General features: G+C 66.1%; 14 protein-coding genes. 9 read left to right on the top strand and 5 right to left on the bottom strand.

Annotated features, from left to right (window positions below; all coding sequences use genetic code 11):
• Positions 1-27: 27 nt before the first annotated feature.
• On the bottom strand, positions 28-861 hold the full coding sequence (locus tag ACM1PE_RS17960) for a FadR/GntR family transcriptional regulator (RefSeq protein ID WP_251882047.1): 834 nt from the start codon (positions 859-861) through the stop codon (positions 28-30).
• A 319-nt stretch (positions 862-1,180) separates the two neighbouring features.
• On the opposite strand from ACM1PE_RS17960, the gene ACM1PE_RS17955 reads away from it, so the two are divergent.
• From ACM1PE_RS17955 to ACM1PE_RS17920, 8 genes are all read left to right on the top strand, one after another.
• A complete protein-coding gene (locus ACM1PE_RS17955; RefSeq protein WP_059372294.1) occupies positions 1,181-2,380 on the top strand; it encodes an ABC transporter substrate-binding protein in 1,200 nt (399 codons plus the stop codon).
• Between the two features lie 89 nt (positions 2,381-2,469).
• A complete protein-coding gene (locus ACM1PE_RS17950) occupies positions 2,470-3,327 on the top strand; it encodes a branched-chain amino acid ABC transporter permease (protein ID WP_059372296.1) in 858 nt (285 codons plus the stop codon).
• Positions 3,327-4,316 (top strand): branched-chain amino acid ABC transporter permease, encoded by a 990-nt coding sequence (locus ACM1PE_RS17945; protein ID WP_118932547.1) that lies wholly within the window; start codon positions 3,327-3,329, stop codon positions 4,314-4,316. The genes ACM1PE_RS17950 and ACM1PE_RS17945 overlap by 1 nt, the downstream gene beginning before the upstream one ends.
• Positions 4,313-5,092 (top strand): ABC transporter ATP-binding protein, encoded by a 780-nt coding sequence (locus tag ACM1PE_RS17940; RefSeq protein ID WP_059372302.1) that lies wholly within the window; start codon positions 4,313-4,315, stop codon positions 5,090-5,092. Before ACM1PE_RS17945 ends, ACM1PE_RS17940 begins: the two co-directional genes overlap by 4 nt.
• Positions 5,089-5,787: an ABC transporter ATP-binding protein gene (locus tag ACM1PE_RS17935; protein ID WP_059372304.1), complete on the top strand. Its 699-nt coding sequence runs from the start codon at positions 5,089-5,091 to the stop codon at positions 5,785-5,787. Before ACM1PE_RS17940 ends, ACM1PE_RS17935 begins: the two co-directional genes overlap by 4 nt.
• Positions 5,788-5,826: 39 nt before the next feature.
• Positions 5,827-7,110, top strand: coding sequence for a Zn-dependent hydrolase (locus tag ACM1PE_RS17930; protein WP_280016657.1), 1,284 nt, complete (start codon positions 5,827-5,829; stop codon positions 7,108-7,110).
• On the top strand, positions 7,107-8,615 hold the full coding sequence (locus ACM1PE_RS17925) for a M81 family metallopeptidase (RefSeq protein ID WP_419340624.1): 1,509 nt from the start codon (positions 7,107-7,109) through the stop codon (positions 8,613-8,615). Before ACM1PE_RS17930 ends, ACM1PE_RS17925 begins: the two co-directional genes overlap by 4 nt.
• Before the next feature lie 252 nt (positions 8,616-8,867).
• Complete coding sequence (locus tag ACM1PE_RS17920) at positions 8,868-11,072, top strand: TonB-dependent receptor (protein ID WP_419340623.1); 2,205 nt, start codon at positions 8,868-8,870, stop codon at positions 11,070-11,072.
• Between the two features lie 16 nt (positions 11,073-11,088).
• Here the strand turns inward: ACM1PE_RS17920 and ACM1PE_RS17915 are convergent, their stop codons facing one another.
• The 3 genes from ACM1PE_RS17915 to ACM1PE_RS17905 form a co-directional block, all read right to left on the bottom strand.
• Positions 11,089-11,688 carry a hypothetical protein gene (locus ACM1PE_RS17915; protein WP_054452962.1) on the bottom strand — a complete coding sequence of 200 codons (600 nt, stop codon included), beginning with the start codon at positions 11,686-11,688 and terminating at the stop codon, positions 11,089-11,091.
• A gap of 202 nt (positions 11,689-11,890) precedes the next feature.
• Positions 11,891-14,482 (bottom strand): bifunctional aconitate hydratase 2/2-methylisocitrate dehydratase, encoded by a 2,592-nt coding sequence (acnB, locus tag ACM1PE_RS17910; RefSeq protein WP_118932535.1) that lies wholly within the window; start codon positions 14,480-14,482, stop codon positions 11,891-11,893.
• Between the two features lie 179 nt (positions 14,483-14,661).
• Entirely contained in the window at positions 14,662-16,290 is a 1,629-nt protein-coding gene (locus ACM1PE_RS17905) for an FxLYD domain-containing protein (RefSeq protein WP_419340622.1), read from the bottom strand.
• Between the two features lie 284 nt (positions 16,291-16,574).
• Here ACM1PE_RS17905 and ACM1PE_RS17900 point away from each other — a divergent pair, with 284 nt between their 5' ends.
• Complete coding sequence (locus tag ACM1PE_RS17900; RefSeq protein ID WP_059372315.1) at positions 16,575-17,339, top strand: sulfite exporter TauE/SafE family protein; 765 nt, start codon at positions 16,575-16,577, stop codon at positions 17,337-17,339.
• Positions 17,340-17,369: 30 nt separating this feature from the next.
• Here ACM1PE_RS17900 and ACM1PE_RS17895 read toward each other — a convergent pair whose 3' ends face one another.
• The gene (locus tag ACM1PE_RS17895) at positions 17,370-17,810 is read right to left on the bottom strand and encodes a CBS domain-containing protein (protein WP_306636608.1); all 441 of its coding nucleotides are present in this window, start codon (positions 17,808-17,810) and stop codon (positions 17,370-17,372) included.
• Position 17,811: the final 1 nt, after the last annotated feature.

The raw sequence follows: 17,811 nt of genomic DNA, 5'->3' as shown, positions 1-17,811 counted from the left end.
GCCCACGCCGCCTGGCCGCCGGCGCCGTCAGGCCTTCTTGCCGCCGCGGCGCGCCTTGCGCGTGACATTGCGCCGGGACATCTCTGAATCCAGGATCAGCCGGCCTTCGAGCTTGCCGTGCATGCGCTTGACCGAACGCATCGCGTCCTGCATGTGTTCGCTCATCAAGTCGCGCACCTTTTCGACGTCGCGCTCACGCGCCGCGGCCAGGATCTTGCGGTGAAAGCCCGTGTTGGCGCTGCCGAAACGCTGCTGCTCGGACAGCGGCATCTCGTTGTCGAACACGGTCAGCTGCCGGATCATTTCATTGGTCATCTCGCAGCTGAAGCGCAGGAACGGATTGGGGCAGGCCGCCGCGAAGATGTCGTGGAAATTGATTTCTTCCTGGCGCTGGGCCAGCGGGTCATCGACGTGCTCGGCCGACGGGTCGCAGCAGGCGATGTTTTCCTCCAGCGCGGCGAAATGCGCCTCCGTCAGGAACGGCACGGCGCTGGCGGCGAGCTCAGGCTCCAGCAGCTTGCGCACCTGGTAGATGTCCTCGATCCGCACTTCCTTGAAGAACAGGTAGTTCTGCATCAGCTGGAAAGTGCGGTCCAGCGGCACCTCGACCACGGTGCCGCCGCCGCCCGGCCCGGTGCTGACCTTGACCAAGCCCTGCACCTCCAGCGACTTGAGCGCTTCGCGCATGGTGCTCTTGCTGACCGAGAACATGCTTTGCAGCTCGCTCTCGCGCGGCAGCTTGTCGCCGGGCAACAGGTTCTTGGCCGTGATCAACCGCTTGATCTCTTCGGCGACCAGGTCGCTGCGCTTGGGCGGACTCGACGCGCCCGCGGCTTGTAGGTCGTGACTGTTGAACGCCATTGCGTTCCTCCGTTGCTGCGTGGTGTGCGCGGGGCATGCCCCGGGCGGGTTCTGCGCGGACCCCGGGTTATACCTGATGCGCCTTCTATTGACAGATCCGGCTCGCCAAACTGATCATGATAATAATCCTATTTATCATGATAAATAGGATGGTAGTCGCAGTATAGGCATGAGGCCAGGACTTGCGAGTACGCCCACGCGGCGGCAGCCCTGGCACGGGAGCTTGGAGCAGACAGAGTCGGAATGGGGACGCGCATGGTGCGCGCTCGACATCGTCAATATGCCGCGGCACCGCCAGCGGCAGCCAGGGAGAACCATCTTGAATCGCCGCAACCTGCTGAAATTGGCCGCGCTTGGCGCCGTGCCTGGATCACTCTGGACCGCCCGGTCCGCGCTGGCGCAAGCCGACGCCATTCAGTTCGGGTGTCCGGTGCCCATGTCGGGCGCCTTTGCCGCCAATGGCAAATACGCCGACCTGGGCATGAAACTGGCGCTGGAGCAGTATGGCCGCGCGCTCGACCGGCCGCTGGCCTATACCGTGCTGGACACCGAGGGCAAGCCGGCCACGGCGGTGCGCAAGGTCCAGGAAGTCTCGCAACAGAAGGGCGTCAAATTCTTCGCCGGCGGCATCCTGTCGTCCGAAGCGCTGGCCATGGGCAAGGAAGTGGAACGCGCCGGCGGCGTCTTCATCACCACGGCGGGCGCGGACGAAATCACGGGCAAGGACTGCAACCGGGCCACCTTCCGCTGGTCCGTGCCCACTTTCGGCGCCATCGAGCAGACCGTGCGTCCCCTGCTTGAAAAGCTGCCCAACGCCAAGCGCTGGTACACCATCACGCCGCAATACGTATTCGGCGACGGCCTGCTCAGCGCGGCCAAGGCGATCTTCAAGGAAAAGGGCATCGAGCATGTGGGCAACAGCTATCACTCGCTGACCGAGAAGGAGTTCAGCGGCTATCTCACCAACGCCATGGCCGCCAAGCCGGACGTGCTGCTGATCCTGAACTTCGGCTCGCAGTCCTCGGACACGCTGCGCCAGGCCGTCAGCTTCGGCATGAAGCAGAACTGCACCATCCTGGTGGCCTGGGCTTCGGGCCTGGAGCAATTCGAGGGCCTGGGCGCCGACCTGTGCGAAGGCGTGTACTTCGGCGCGCAGTACTGGCACGGCATCGACTCGCCGCTCAACAAGGAACTGGTGCAGCTGTCCCGCGACAAGACGCGCGCCAATCCCAACTACAGCCTGGCAGGCTCCTACATCTGCACCCGCATCATGCTGGACGCCATTGTCAAGGCCGGCAGCGCCGACCCGGCCAAGGTGATTGCCGTCATGGAGGGCATGGCCTACGAAGGCCTGACGGGCAAGGAGGAAATCCGCAAGGAAGACCACCAGGTCCTGAAGAATTACTACCTGCTCAAAGGCCGCGCCAAGAAGGACATGAAGGACAAGGACGATTACGCCGAGATCGTGCATAGCGGCCGCTCCTTCCTGCCGCCCGCGGAAACCGGCTGCAAGCTGTAGCCCGCCCCTGAGGCGGGCGGCCGTGGGCGCGTTGCGTCCGCGGCCGCCGCGCGCCCCGCGGCCTTCCGTTACCTCCATCGGGCATACCCATGAACGTCTATCTCCTCCAGATCATCAATGGGATCGGGGTAGGCATGCTGTACTTCCTTCTGGCAGTCGGCCTGTCCATCGTCTTCGGTCTGTTGCGCTTCGTGAACTTCGCCCACGGGGCGTTCTATCTGCTGGGCGCCTACTTCTGTTTCCAGGCCATCCAGTGGGGCCTGAATTTCTGGCTTGCGCTGGCCATCGTGCCGCTGCTGGTGGGCGCCGGCGCCTGGGTCCTGGAGAAGGCGCTGTTGCGCCACGTCTACGCGCAGGCGCATGAATTCCATATCCTGATCACCGTCGGGCTGGCGCTGGTCCTGCAGGAACTGGTCATCGTGATCTGGGGGCCGATAGGCGACAACGTCGCCGCGCCTTCGGCCCTGCAGGGCGTGGTCATGTGGGGCAGCTTCATCTATCCCAAGTACCGCTTGTTCGTGATCGGTTTCACCGCCGTTTTCTCGCTGCTGCTCTGGTACGTGCTGGAAGGCACGCGGCTGGGCAGCGCGGTGCGGGCCGGCAGCGAATCCACCGAGATGGTGTCCATGCTGGGCATCAACGTGTTCCGCATGTTCAGCCTGGTGTTCGCGCTGGGCGCGGCGACCGCCGCGCTGGCCGGGGTGCTGGCCGCGCCGATCCGCGGCGTCGAGCCGTTCATGGGCATCGAGGCTCTGGGTATCGCCTTCGTCATCGTGGTGGTGGGCGGCATGGGCAGCTTCTTCGGCGCGCTGGTCGGCGGCCTCTTGATCGGCGTGGTGCAGAGCGTGATGAGCACGCTGTGGCCGGAAGGCGCGCGGCTGATGATCTATGTGGCGATGGCGGCGGTGCTGCTGCTGCGTCCCCACGGCCTGATGGGGAGAGGATGATGACGCGCTTGAAATCTCATGCCCAATTGCTGTTGGCGCTGGCGGTGGTGCTGCTGTTGCCGCTGTGCATGCAGTCGGGCTCGCTGGCCACGGAAGTGCTGATCTACGCGTTGGCGGTGCTGGGCTGCAATCTGCTGCTGGGCTTCACCGGGCTGCTGTCGTTCGGCCAGGGCATCTTCTTCGGCCTGGGCAGCTATGCCGTCGGCATCCTGTTGACGCGCACCGGTCTGCCGATGCCGCTGGCGTTGCTGGCGGCGATGGCGGTGGGCGCGCTGGGCGCGACGCTGGTGGGCTGGTTCGCGATACGCCAGCGCGGCACCTACTTCGTGATGCTGACGCTGGCCTTCGCGCAGATGTTCTATTTCCTGGCGTACAGCCTGCCTGACCTGACCGGGGGCGACAATGGCCTGCTGGACGTGCCGCGTCCGGCGCTGTCGGTGGCGGGCCTGCAGCTCATGCCGCTGGCCACGCCCTGGCAGTTCTACGCCTTCGTGGCGGTGTGCTTCCTGGCGATATTCTGGCTGCTGCTGCGCGTGACCAACTCGGTGTTCGGCCGCACGCTGCTGGCGATCCGCGACAACGAGGCGCGCGCCATGGCGGTGGGCTACAACGTGCGCCTCTTCAAGTTGTCGGCCTTCGCGATCTCGGGCGCCGTGACCGCGTTGGCGGGCGCCTTCCTGGCAATGATGACCGGCATCGCGCCGCTGTCCAGCATCGAATACCACAGTAGCGAGATGATCCTGGTCATGACGGTCATCGGCGGCACCGGCAACCTGTTCGCTTCCGTGCTGGGGGCGGCCTTCTACGTGCTGTTCGCGGACTGGCTTTCCACCTTGTGGCCGCGCTGGCTGATGCTGCTGGGCTTTCTGCTGATCGCGGTCAGCCTGTTCATGCAGAAGGGCTTGTGGGGGCTGGGAGAACGCATCTGGCTGGCGCTGCGGCGCAAGCCTGCCGGCGCCGAGCCGGCCGCCAAGGAGGGACGCGCATGAATCCGCAACATTCCGCGCCGCTGCTGCAGGCCAGGGGCATCGTCAAGCGCTTCGGCAAGTTCGTGGCCCTGCATGGGGTGGATCTGCAGGTGCAGCCGCGCACGGTGCATTCCGTCATCGGCCCGAACGGCGCCGGCAAGACCACGCTGTTCCATACGCTGACAGGCACCTTGCGCACCAGCGAGGGCAGCATCGTGTTCGACGGCCATGACGTGACGCAGGAAGCCGATTATCAACGGGTGCAGCGCGGCATCGCGCGCTCCTTCCAGGTCACCAGCCTGTTCGCCAACCTGTCGGTGCGGGAAAACCTGCGGCTGGCGGCTCAGGGCGCGCATCGCGCCGGCGCCTTCGACTGCTGGCATCCGCCCACGGGCCCGCGGGCGCAGCGTGAGGTTGTCGACGCGGCGCTGGAGCGCCTGGGCCTGTCGCGGCTGGCCCAGGTGGCGGCGGGCGCGCTGTCGCACGGCCAGCAGCGGCGCCTGGAAGTGGGCATGGCGCTGGCCGCCAGGCCGCGTGCCATCTTCCTGGACGAACCCACCTCCGGCATGGGGGTGGACGACCTGGATGAGATGAAACGCCTGATCCGCAGCCTGCGCGACGACCACACGGTGGTGCTGATCGAGCACAACATGAACATCGTGATGGATATCTCCGACACGATCACGGTGATGCAACAGGGCCGCGTGCTGGTCGAGGGCACGCCTGCCGCGATCCGCAGCGACGAGCGGGTGCGCGCCGCGTACCTGGGCAACATGATCACGGGAGGCCGGGCATGATGCTGCATGTCGACGCCGTACATAGCTATTACGGCAAGAGCCATATCCTGCAAGGCGTGTCGCTCGAATTGCCGCAGGGCCAGGTGGTGACGCTGCTGGGGCGCAACGGCGCCGGCAAGTCGACCACGCTCAAGACCATCGCCGGCGTGATCGCGCCCAAGGGGGGCGCGGTGCGCTACGGCGGGCGCGACATCGCCGGGCTGCCGGCGCACAAGATCGCGTCCATGGGGATCTGCCTGGTGCCCGAGCACCGCGGCATCTTCAAGCTGCTGACGGTCGAGGAAAATCTCAAGCTGGGCATGCGCCGCGATTCGCCCTGGCAGCTGGAAGACATCTACCGCATCTTTCCCCGCCTGAAGGAGCGCCGCAAGAATGGCGGCGGCCAGTTGTCCGGCGGCGAACAGCAGATGCTGGCCATCGGGCGCGCGCTGATGAACCATCCGCGCGTGCTGATGCTGGACGAGCCGGTCGAAGGCCTGGCGCCGGTGATCGTCGAGGAGATCGTGGCACAGATCAAGTCCATCAAGCAGGCCGGCGTCACCATCCTGCTGGTGGAGCAGAACCTGGAAGTCTGCACCCAGCTGGCCGACCGCCATTTCATCATCGAGCAGGGATCCATCGTCTACGAAGGCAGCAACGCGGACTTCATGGCGGACGAAAACGTGAAGGACCGATACCTGGGCGTGGGCGTCTAGGGACCGCCTGCGCCGCGCAACCGAAGCAAGGGAAACACCATGGAAATGAACGCACTGGAGGCCGTCAGCGGCATCCGCATCGACGGCAGCCGCCTCTGGAATTCGCTGATGGAGCTGGCCCGCATCGGCGCCACCGACAAGGGCGGGGTGTGCCGGCTGGCGCTGAGCGAACTGGACCGGCAGGGCCGCGACCTGGTCTGCGCCTGGGCCCGGGAGCTGGGCTGCAGCGTGCGCGTGGACGCCATCGGCAACATCTTCATGCGCCGCCCCGGCCTGCGCGATGACTTGCCCGCCGTGATGACCGGCAGCCATATCGACACCCAGCCCACCGGCGGAAAATTCGACGGCAATTATGGGGTGCTTGCAGGCATCGAGGTCCTGCGCACGCTGCACGAGCGCGGCATCGCCACCGAAGCGCCGCTGGAAGTGGTGGTGTGGACCAATGAGGAAGGCTCGCGCTTCGTGCCCGTGATGATGGGTTCCGGCGTGTACGCCGGCGCGTTCACGCTGGAGCACGCGCTGGCCGCGCGCGACCGCGATGGCGTCAGCGTGGATGAAGCGCTGCGCGCCATCGGCTACGCCGGGCCGGAGCCGGCGCGGCCCGGCGATGTCAGCGCCTACTTCGAGGCGCACATCGAGCAGGGCCCCATCCTGGAAGACCGCGGCATCACCATCGGTTCGGTGCAGGGCGCCCTGGGGCAGCGCTGGTACGACGTCGCCATCACCGGCCAGGAGGCGCATGCCGGGCCCACGCCGATGGAACTGCGCCGCGACGCCTTGCTGACCGCGTCCAGGCTGGTGCTGGAGGTCAACCGGATTGCACTGGAGCATGCGCCGCATGGCCGCGGCACGGTGGGCTGCATCGACAGCTTCCCGAACTCGCGCAACGTGATCCCGGGCCGCGTGGCGCTTACCGTGGACCTGCGCGCCGCCGACGATGCCACGCTGGACAGCATGGCCGCGGCATTTGCGCGCGCCTGCGAGGAACTGGCCGAGCCGGGCCGCTTCCAGGTCGACAGCAAGGAGGTCGTGTACTTCCCGCCGCAGCCCTTCGAGCCCCGGCTGGTGCAAGCCATCCGCGACGGCGCGCGCACGCTGGGCCTGGATGCGCTGGACGTGATCAGCGGCGCGGGCCATGACGCCGTCTACATGGCGCGGGTGGCGCCCACCGCCATGATCTTCGTGCCGTGCAAGGACGGCATCAGCCACAACGAGATCGAGGACGCGCAGCCCGAGCATCTGGAGGCGGGCTGCAATGTGCTGCTGCACGCCATGTTGCGCTGTTGCGGACATATCCAGTTTTCTGATGGGGGCGCGCAATGAAGGCGCTGATCGCGAGGCTGAATCACGAGACCAACACCTTCTCGCCGGTGCCGACGCCGCTATCCGCCTTCGGCAACGGCGGCCCCGCCTACGATGCGGCGGCCTATGAGGAGAACAAGGGCAAGCGCACCGCGATGTCGGCGTTCATCGACCTGGCCGAAGCGCGCGGCGCCGAGCTGGTCACGCCCGTGTCGGCCACCGCCTATCCCAGCGGCCGCGTCGACGGCCAAGCCTATGCCGAGCTATGCGACCGCATCGTGGCCGCCGCCCGGGGCTGCGACGTCATCCTGCTGGACCTGCATGGCGCCATGGCGGTGGAGACCACCGACGACGGCGAGGGCGACCTGCTCGAACGGCTGCGCGCCGCCGCGCCGGACGTGCCGGTAGCCGTGGCGCTGGACCTGCACGGCAACGTCACGCAGAAGATGATGGACAACGCCGACGTCATCGTCAGCTTCAAGACCTATCCGCACATCGACATGTACGAAACCGGCGAGCACGCCGGCAGGCTGCTGTTTGCGGGCATGGACGGCGGGTGCAAGCCGGTCATGGCATGGCGGCGTCTGCCGCTGGTGTCGCATTCCCTGCGCAGCAACACGGCCGAAGGCGCCATGCGCGCAGCCGTCGCAGCGGCGTGCCAGGCCGAGGCCGCGGGGACGCTGGGCGTATCGGTGCTGGCGGGCTTCGGTTTGGCCGACATCCCGCATCCCTGCGTCAGCGTGGTCGTGGTGGCCGACGGGGACCGCGCCGAGGCGGAGCGCGTGGCGGGCGAGATCGCCGCCCTGATCTGGGAACAGCGCGACGGCTTCTTCTACGACAGCGAGCCGCTGGCCGAGTCGCTGGCGCGCGCCAAGGTCCTGGCCGAAGGCGCAAGCAAGCCGGTGCTGCTGCTGGACCATGGCGACAACTGCATGAGCGGCGGTACCTGCGACACCCTGGACGTGCTGATGGCTGCGCTGGATGCCGGATTGGAAGGGATTCAGGCCGGGCTGTTTTGCGACCCCGAAGCCGTGGCCGAGCTGACCCGCGCCGGCGTCGGCGCCACCGTCGAGCTGCCGGTGGGCAACAAGCGCGCCATCGGCGAGATCGGCCGGGCGGCGCAGCCCGTCATGCTGCGCGGCACCGTGCGCGCGCTCAGCAATGGCGAGTACGTGATCACCGGTCCCACCTATACCGGGCAACTGGCCTGCATGGGCCGCAGCGCGGTGCTGGACATAGGCGCCGCGCAGCTGGTGCTGACCGAGCAGACCCACGAACCCTGGGATCTGGGCGTGTTCCAGAGCCTGGGACTGGATCCGTCCCGCGCCCGCTACGTGCTGGTGAAGTCGCGCATGTACTGCCGCCCGGTGTTCGTGCCGATCTCCCAGGCGCTGGTTGAATGCGACAGCCCTGGCGTGACCAGCTCAGACTGGTCGCTGTTCGAATTCCGCAGGCGCGCGCGGCCGCTGTATCCGCTGGAACCCATGGCGGCGGCGGACTACGATCCTCGCGCGGGCGGCCGATAAACCCGCCGGAAAGAGGAGGGCGCCGCACGCTGCAGCTGTGGCGCCCGGGCAGCGGACACTCTCAAACAAAAAGTAACATAAATGAGAATGATTCCGTTTGTCGTAGAATGGGGCGCTCAGTAATTCCAGTCCCCTTTGGTGCAGCCGGCCCGGCAAGGCCCCGGCCTTCCGGCACATTCCAGACGCATCCGTAATTCTTAGTGCGCGCGTGACCCCATCGGGATTTTGATCTCTGCCTGCGAACTTCCCGACATGAAAATCCGAACTCTTGCCTGCATGGCCGCCGCGCTGCCGTGCTATCTCCCCGTTGTCCAAGCCCAATCCGCGTCCGATCAGGCCGGCTCCGTCGTTTCCATGGACGCCATCAAGGTCGAGGCCAGCGCCGATGCCTCGGCCGGCGGCCTGGCCGAGCCCTTCGCCGGCGGACAGGTTGCGCGCGGCGGCCGCATCGGCCTGTTCGGCACTCAAGACATCATGGACACGCCGTTCAGCATCACCAGCTATACCAATGAACTGATCCAGGACCGGCAGGCCCGCAGCGTGGGCGACGTGCTGCAGAATGACCCGGGCGTGCGCGTGGCGCGCGGTTTCGGCAACTTCCAGGAGTCGTACTTCATCCGCGGCTTCATCCTGGGTTCGGACGACGTGGCCTATAACGGCCTCTACAGCCTGCTGCCGCGCCAGTACATCGCCACCGAACTGTTCGAGCGCGTGGAAGTCCTGCGTGGAGCCTCCACCTTCCTGACGGGCGCGGCTCCCGGCGGCGGCGGCATCGGCGGGGTGATCAACCTGGTACCCAAGCGCGCGCCGAACGAACCGTTGACCCGCGTCACCACCGGGGTGTCCAGCGGCGGGCAGTTCCAGTTGTCCACCGACATCGCCCGCCGCTTTGGCCCTGGCGATAGCACCGGCATCCGCTTGAACGCCGCGCAGCGCAGCGGCGACACCGGCATCGACGATGAACATTCCCGCACCAGCCTGGTATCGCTGGGCCTGGATTGGCGTTCGGCCGATACGCGCTTGTCTGCCGACATCGGCTGGCAGGAGAACAAGCTCAAGCGCGCGCGGCCCAACGTGACGCTGGGCGCCGGCGTCACCAAGGTGCCGGACGCGCCCGACGCCAACTCCAACTATGCGCAGCCCTGGTCGTACTCGAACGAGCGCGATGTTTTCGGTACCGTGCGCGGCGAACACGATTTCAGCGACAAGCTGACCGCCTATGCGGCCTTTGGCATGCGCCGCAGCGACGAAGCAAATTCGCTGGGCAACGTCACGCTGACCAACGGCAGCACGGGCGCGGGCACCTTCTACCGCTTTGACAATACCCGCGAAGACAGCGTGAACACGGGCGAACTGGGCCTGCGCGGCAAACTGCGCACGGGGCCGGTAGGCCACGAGTTCGTCGTGTCGGCATCCTTCTTCGACCTGAAGAAGAAAAATGCCTATGTGATGGACTGGCAGAACACGTATCCCACCAACATCTACAACCCGATTTCGTATGACAAGCCGCCATTCAGCGTCACCGCGCTGCGCGGCAATGACCTGGACGATCCGGCGCTGCAAGGCCGCACCCGCCTGAGCAGCTACGCCATCGGCGACACGTTGTCGTTCCTGGACGACAAGGTGCTGCTCACGGCCGGCATCCGCCATCAGCGGCTGTCGCAGCGCGACTACGCGTACAACACCGGCAAGGAAAGCGGCGCGTACGACGCCAGCCACAATTCGCCCGCCGCGGGTCTGGTCGTCAAGGTCGCGCCCAGCGTTTCGCTGTATGCGAACTACATCGAGGCGCTGGTCGCGGGGCCGACCGCTCCGGCCAATGCCGGCGGCAAGCCGGTGCCCAACGCCGGCCAGAGCCTGCCGCCGTTTGTCTCCAAGCAGAAGGAAATCGGCGCGAAGTACGAGGGAGATGGCATGGGGGCAGGATTGGCCTTGTTCTCCACCGACAAGCCGCGCGCCATGTATAACGCCAGCAACGAGCTGACGACCTCGGGCAAGGACCGCCACCAGGGCGTCGAACTCACGATGTACGGCGAACCCATCAAGAGCGTGCGCCTCTTGGGCGGCCTGACCTGGCTGGATGCCACGCAGCGTTCCACCGGCAACCCGTCCATCGACGGCAACCGCGTGATCGGCGTGCCGCGCTTCCAGGCCAACATGGGCGTGGAATGGGACATTCCCGGCGTGCCGGGCCTGGCGGTGGACGGCCGCGTGGTCTATACCGGCGCGTCCTACGCGGACGACGCCAACACGCTCAAGGTGCCGGGCTGGACCCGCTTCGATGCGGGCCTGCGCTACATGATGGACGTGGACGGCCACGTCGTGACGCTGCGCGCCCGCGTGGACAACATCGCCAACCGCAACTACTGGTCGTCGGTGGGCGGATATCCCGGCAACGGCTATCTGGTGCTGGGCGGACCGCGTACCTTCTCGCTCAGCGCGAGCATGGACTTCTGAGTTCAGGCGGCGGCGTTCACCAGAACCAGCCGCCGCGCGTGAGATCGCTCTCGCAGCTCTTGTACTGCGCGGCGAACTTCTGGGCCCGCGCCTGCACCTTCTGCGATACGGTCTTGAGCCAGGCCTTGCGGTCATAGCTGCGGTTGCGGTAGCCGGTCCAGCCCTCGTGGTAGTTCAGGTACTGGCCATAGGCGTCGGACTTGGACACGCCGTTGATGCGCTGGGTCTTGTTCATGTACCAGCCCATGAAATCCAGCGCGTCGGCGAAGTCGTCGCGGCTGGAACCCCAGCCTCCCGCATCTTTCTTGTAATCGTCCCAGGTCTCGTCCTTGACCTGGGCGTAGCCGTAGGCGGAACTGACGCGGCCCCAGGGGATGAAGCCCAGGAAGTAGTAGCGCGGCGGCACCGCGTCATGCTTGAAGGACGATTCCTGGTACATCATGGCCATGGGCACCGGCACGGGCGCGCCCCATTTCTTCTGCACCTTCAAGGCGGCATCGTGCCAGTCCGGCTTTTCGCGAAAGATGGCGCAGATGTTCTCGGGATTCGAGGGCGGCGCGGTGGCGCAGCCGGCGAGCGCCAGCAATAGCAGCGGCGGCAGCAAAAGCCGGGTCATTGGCGGTCTTCCTCCGGAGATCGGGGCAGGGGTGGGGGGCGGATGTCACAAGTTACCGCGATTGTATGAAAACGTATCGCAGAAAAAGTTCCGTCCCTGAAATTTTCAGACCTGTGCCGCATGCGCCAGGCAAAGAAAAACGGCCCCGGATTGCTCCGGGGCCGTCTTGCAGGCGATGCAGCCAGGCTGCTGCGCCCGATGCTTAGACTTCGATGACGTCAGCCACGTCCTTGTAGTCCGCGATCTTGTCGAAGTTCAGGTACTGGTAGATCTGGTCGCCGCTCTTGTTGATGACGCCCATGTCGGCCATGTACTCGTCCTTGGTCGGGATGCGGCCCAGCTTCGAGCAGATGGCGGCCAGTTCGGCCGAACCCAGGTACACGTTGGTGTTCTTGCCCAGGCGGTTGGGGAAGTTGCGGGTGCTGGTCGACATGACGGTCGCGCCTTCGCGCACCTGCGCCTGGTTGCCCATGCACAGCGAGCAGCCCGGCATTTCCGTACGGGCGCCGGCGGTGCCGAACACGCCGTAGTGGCCTTCCTCGGTCAGCTGGGTGGCGTCCATCTTGGTCGGGGGAGCGACCCACAGCTTGACCGGGATGTCGCGCTTGCCTTCCAGCAGCTTGGAGGCTGCGCGGAAGTGGCCGATGTTGGTCATGCAGCTGCCGATGAACACTTCGTCGATCTTGGCGCCGGCGACTTCCGACAGCGTCTTCACGTCGTCGGGGTCGTTCGGGCAGGCCACGATGGGTTCGTGCACGTCGGCCAGGTCGATCTCGATCACGGCGGCGTATTCGGCGTCGGCGTCCGGCTCCAGCAGCTTGGGGTCGGCCAGCCAGGCTTCCATGGCCTTGATGCGGCGGCCCAGCGTGCGCTCGTCCTCGTAGCCGTTGGCGATCATCCACTTCAGCATCACGATGTTGCTGTTGATGTACTCGATGATCGGTTCCTTGTTCAGGCGCACCGAGCAGCCGGCGGCCGAACGTTCGGCGGAAGCGTCCGACAGTTCAAAGGCTTGTTCGACCTTCAGGTCGGGCAGGCCTTCGATTTCCAGGATGCGGCCGGAGAAGATGTTCTTCTTGCCTTGCTTGGCCACCGTCAGCAGGCCTTGCTTGATGGCGTACAGCGGAATCGCGTTGACCAGGTCGCGCAGGGTCACGCCGGGTTGCAGCTTGCCCTTGAAGCGGACCAGCACCGATTCCGGCATGTCCAGCGGCATCACGCCGGTGGCGGCGGCAAAGGCGACCAGGCCCGAGCCGGCCGGGAACGAGATGCCGATGGGGAAGCGGGTGTGCGAGTCGCCGCCGGTGCCGACGGTGTCGGGCAGCAGCATGCGGTTCAGCCAGGAGTGGATCACGCCGTCGCCCGGACGCAGCGACACGCCGCCGCGGGTGCTGATGAATTCAGGCAGCGTGTGGTGCGTCTTGACGTCCACGGGCTTGGGGTAGGCGGCGGTGTGGCAGAACGACTGCATCACCAGGTCGGCCGAGAAGCCCAGGCAGGCCAGGTCCTTCAGCTCGTCGCGGGTCATGGGGCCGGTGGTGTCCTGGCTGCCGACCGAGGTCATCTTCGGTTCGCAGTAGGTGCCCGGGCGGATGCCCTTGCCTTCGGCCAGGCCGCAGGCGCGGCCGACCATCTTCTGGGCCAGCGTGTAACCCTTGCCGGTGTCGGCCGGGTCCTTGGGCAGGCGGAACAGCGTCGAGGCCGGCAGGCCCAGCGCTTCGCGCGCCTTGGCGGTCAGGCCGCGGCCGATGATCAGCGGAATGCGGCCGCCGGCGCGCACTTCGTCGAACAGCACGTCGGACTTCACTTCGAATTCGGCGATGACTTCGCCGTTCTTCAATGCCTTGCCTTCATAGGGGCGCAGTTCGACCACGTCGCCCATTTCCATCTTGGAAACGTCGAGTTCGATCGGCAGGGCGCCGGCGTCTTCCATGGTGTTGTAGAAGATCGGGGCGATCTTGTTGCCCAGGCACACGCCGCCGAAACGCTTGTTCGGCACGAAGGGGATGTCTTCGCCGGTGAACCACAGCACCGAGTTGGTGGCCGACTTGCGCGACGAACCCGTGCCGACCACGTCGCCGACGTAGGCGACCAGGTGGCCCTTTTCCTTCAGGGATTCGATGAACTTGACCGGGCCGCGCTTGCCATCTTCTTCCGGTTCGAACGCGGCGCCGTCGCGCTTGTTCTTCAGCATCGCCAGGGCGTGCATCGGGATGTCGGGGCGGGTGGTGGCGTCGGGAGCCGGCGACAGGTCGTCGGTGTTGGTTTCGCCAGGCACCTTGAAGACGGTGATGGTCAGGCTTTGCGGCAGTTCCGGACGGCTGGTGAACCATTCGGCGTCGGCCCAGCTCTGCATCACGGACTTGGCGTTGGCGTTGCCCTTGTCCGCCTTTTCCTTCACGTCGTGGAAGGCGTCGAACATCAGCAGGGTCTTCTTCAGCGCATCGGCGGCGATGGTGCCGATTTCAGCGTCGTCCAGCAGGTCGACCAGCGGGCCAATGTTGTAGCCGCCCAGCATCGTGCCGAGCAGTTCAGTCGCCTTGGCGCGGCTGATCAGCGCACAAGCTTCCTTGCCCAGGGCCACGGCGGCCAGGTACGAAGCCTTGACCTTGGCGGCGTCGTCCACGCCGGCCGGCACGCGGTGGGTCAGCAGGTCGACCAGGTTCTGCTCTTCGCCAGCGGGCGGGTTCTTGAGCAGTTCGATCAGTTCAGCGGTTTGTTTGGCCGTAAGGGGCAGCGGGGGGATCCCCAGAGCCGCGCGTTCGGCAACGTGTTGGCGGTAATTATCCAGCATGTGAGGCCTGCTCAAAGTCGGGTTGGAAGAAGGGTTGTTCGCCGAATTGTAGAGGGAACAGGGGGACGCAAGCAAATGTCTTATATCTTATATAAGACTTGGGTCCATAGCTGTTGCTTAAGGGCGACGGGCCGGTGCGCCCGGGGCGGCGCCGGCCGGGAGCGTTCCGTCAGAGCGGCCTAGCGCGGCCCGGCGTCGTACACCACGCCCACCCGCGCGAAATTGCCGCCGTACTGCTTGACGTCGACCTGGAACGGCGCGCTTTCCTCCGGCTTGAGCCTGGGCAGCCGCAATTCCTGGAAAACCGCGCCGGTCAGCTTGTCCTGGGCGTCGTACAGGCTGATCCAGACTTTGACGTTCTCGACCTCGGCCTGGCTGTCGTTGCGCACGCGGCCGTGCACGGTCACGTACTTGTAGCGGAAGCGGTAGCTGAAGTTCAGGGTGCCGGTGCCGACCTGGGCCTCGGTGTTCTCGACCGTGATCGCCAGCTTGGGGCGGGGGCCGGGCAGCGCGGCGCGCTTGGCGGGCAGCCAGTCGGTCTTGACCTCGGTGTAGCGGTCGACGCGGCCGGTCAGCGCCACCGGCACGCGTTCGCCGGGGTACAGGCGCGCGGGCAGGCTCCAGGCCTGGCGCAGGTCCAGCCGGTTGGACCCATCGAACACCGCGATGTTGGCCTTGGGCGACAGGGCGACGAACTGGTCGCTGGTGTTGACCAGTTCGGCATACAGGACCGGACGCTCGATCTCGTCGAGCAGGCGGCGCGGCGCGGACAGCTTGAGCGCGCTGGCGTCGAACAGGGCGAACTCCGGATCCAGCAGCTCCTCGGTGGTCAGGCGCACGTGTTCGATGATTCGAGCGTCGGCCGGGCTGACGCGCACGATGCGGCTGGGGAGCGCTTCCTCCTTGGACGCGCCTGGCAAGGTGGCGTGGCTTTCGCTTTGCACCATGTAATCGTAGGAGGCGACCCGGCCCTCGGCCAGCATCTCGCAGCGCACGTCGAAGGAGGTCAGCGCGTTCGGCGCCAATGGGCTGGCGGCGCCGTAGCCATTGCCGGTGCCGATCAGCCTGCCGTCCTCGCCGTACAGCATCACCGTGATCTGGCTGCTGTTGGCGGCGGTGGCGCCGTTGTTCTTCAAGAGACCGACCAGGCGATATGTGCCGTCGTTGCGCACCAGCTGTATCTTGCTGGCGGCCACGTCGTTGTTCTTGTCCCGCGCCAGCGTCGGCTGCGAGACCTGCAGCGTATAGCGGCTATAGGCCTGGCTGGGGGTGGAGATGATGACGGGCGTGTACTCGCCCGGCTGCAGCGAACGCGCCGGCGCCGAGCCGGAGTTCGACGGCAGCGACAGGTCGCCCTGGAAGAATGAGGCCGTGACGCGCGGCACGTCGATCTTCTTGCCGGTCTCGTTGCGCATGATCATGACCAGCTGCGTGCGGTCGCGGACCCGGATCTCCTGCACGTCCGTCAGCTTGACCAGCGAGGCGTCGATGGGAGGCGGCGCCGGCGGCTGCCGCGTGATGGTCGGCTTGGAACCGAGCATGGAGGCGACCAGCGGGACCACGAACACGGCGGCGACGGCGACGGCGATCGCCGCGATGGCGCGCGGACCGAGCTGCGGCTTGGGAGCCGGCTGCTGCATCCCGCGCAGGATCTTCTCCAGCCGCTGGGCGACGTTGTCTTCGACCAGCGTGACCGCATGGCAATGGCTGCAGCGGTATTCGTTGGTGTCCAGCTTGGTGAATTGGGCGCTGCCGCAGGTCGAGCAGGTCAGCGTCACCGTGTTGATCGTGGTCTGTTTGGGCGTCATTCTCGCAGCCGTGCGCGCCGTATCCAGACGGCGCGGCGGATGGCGCGGCGGGAGCAAGGCGCAAGGGATTTACAGGGCGGCAAGGATAGCGGCAGGGCGCGCCAGTCATGGTGCACGAGCGCATCCAGTTGTGACAAAGTGTGTGGCCGAGCGTCCCGGTGCTATGATCGCCGGCGGAAAAAACCGATCCGAAACCCCTAACGCTGTTCCCCGTCGATCCGCTCCCGCGCCGCGCAACGCGCCGCCCCGGGCAGAGCCGAGGCAGGTCAGGCTCTCCCATTAGCATGAGCATTTCCCAATATTTGCTGTTTCTCGCCTGCGTGGCGCTCGCCACCTATGCGCAGACCATGACGGGCTTCGCCTTCGGGCTGGTGCTGTTGGGCCTGTCGGGCGTGTTCCAGCTGGCTTCCGTGTCCGAAGTGGCCAACGTGGTCAGCGTGCTGTCGCTGGTGAACGCGGCCGTGACGCTGGCGCGCGCCAAGCCGCAGGTGAACTGGTCGCTGATGCGGCCCGCGATGGCCAGCAGCCTGGTCGGCGTGGGGGCGGGGGTGGCCGCGCTGGCCTGGATCAGCGGCTCCATGGGCGTGCTGCTGCAATTGCTGTTGGGCTGCACCATCCTGGGCTGCGCGGTGCTGCTGATCGCCCGCGCGCAGCCGCTGTCGCATGTGTCCTCGCGCGGTTCGTTCGTGTTCTTCGGCGCGATTTCGGGCGTACTCGGCGGACTGTTTTCCAGCGCGGGGCCGCCCATGGTCTATCACCTGTACCGCCAGCCCCTGCCGCTGGCCGCCATCCGCAACAGCCTGCTGATTCTGTTTTCGCTCAACGCGATCGTGCGCCTGGCGCTCGTGACCGGGCAGGGGGCCTTCATGGCCTCGTCGTTCTGGTTGAGTCTGCTGGCCTTGCCGATTGTGATCGGCGTCACCTGGGTGGCGCGCCGTTACAGCACGGCCGGCTCGATGAAGACCGTCAAGCGCATGGTGTTCGTGCTGTTGCTGGCGGCCGGCATGGGCTTGATCGTGCCGGCCTTCAAGGCGCTCGCGGCGGGCTAGCCGCGAGTCCGTCGCATGGACCGCGCGGCGTCAGCCGCGTTCGCCGGTGATGTAGCGTTCGAGCTCGTGGATGATGAACTTCTGTTCGCTCATCACGTCCTTGACCAGGTCGCCGATGGAAAGCAGGCCGACCAGCTTGCCGTCCTCGATGACAGGCAGATGACGGAAGTGGCGCTCCGTCATCATTGCCATGCAGTGTTCGCGCGTGTCCGCGCGGCTGACGTAATAGACGGAATCGGTCATGATGTCGCGCACTTTCGTGGTGCGCGAGGAGCGGTCCTGCAGCACGATCTTGCGGGCGTAGTCGCGCTCGGTCAGCATGCCCAGCACCGCCTCGCCCTGGACCACCACCACGGCGCCGATGCTGCGTTCCGCCATGATTTTGACGGCTTCGAAAACCGACGCGTCGGGCGAAACCGTCACGACGGAATGATTGGCTTTTTCCCTGAGTATCTCAGCAACTGTCTTCACG

It is taken from the genome of Achromobacter sp. PD1 (assembly GCF_048541815.1).
GTDB lineage: Bacteria > Pseudomonadota > Gammaproteobacteria > Burkholderiales > Burkholderiaceae_B > Achromobacter > Achromobacter bronchisepticus_A.
This window is presented reverse-complemented; position numbering and strand designations above follow the sequence as displayed.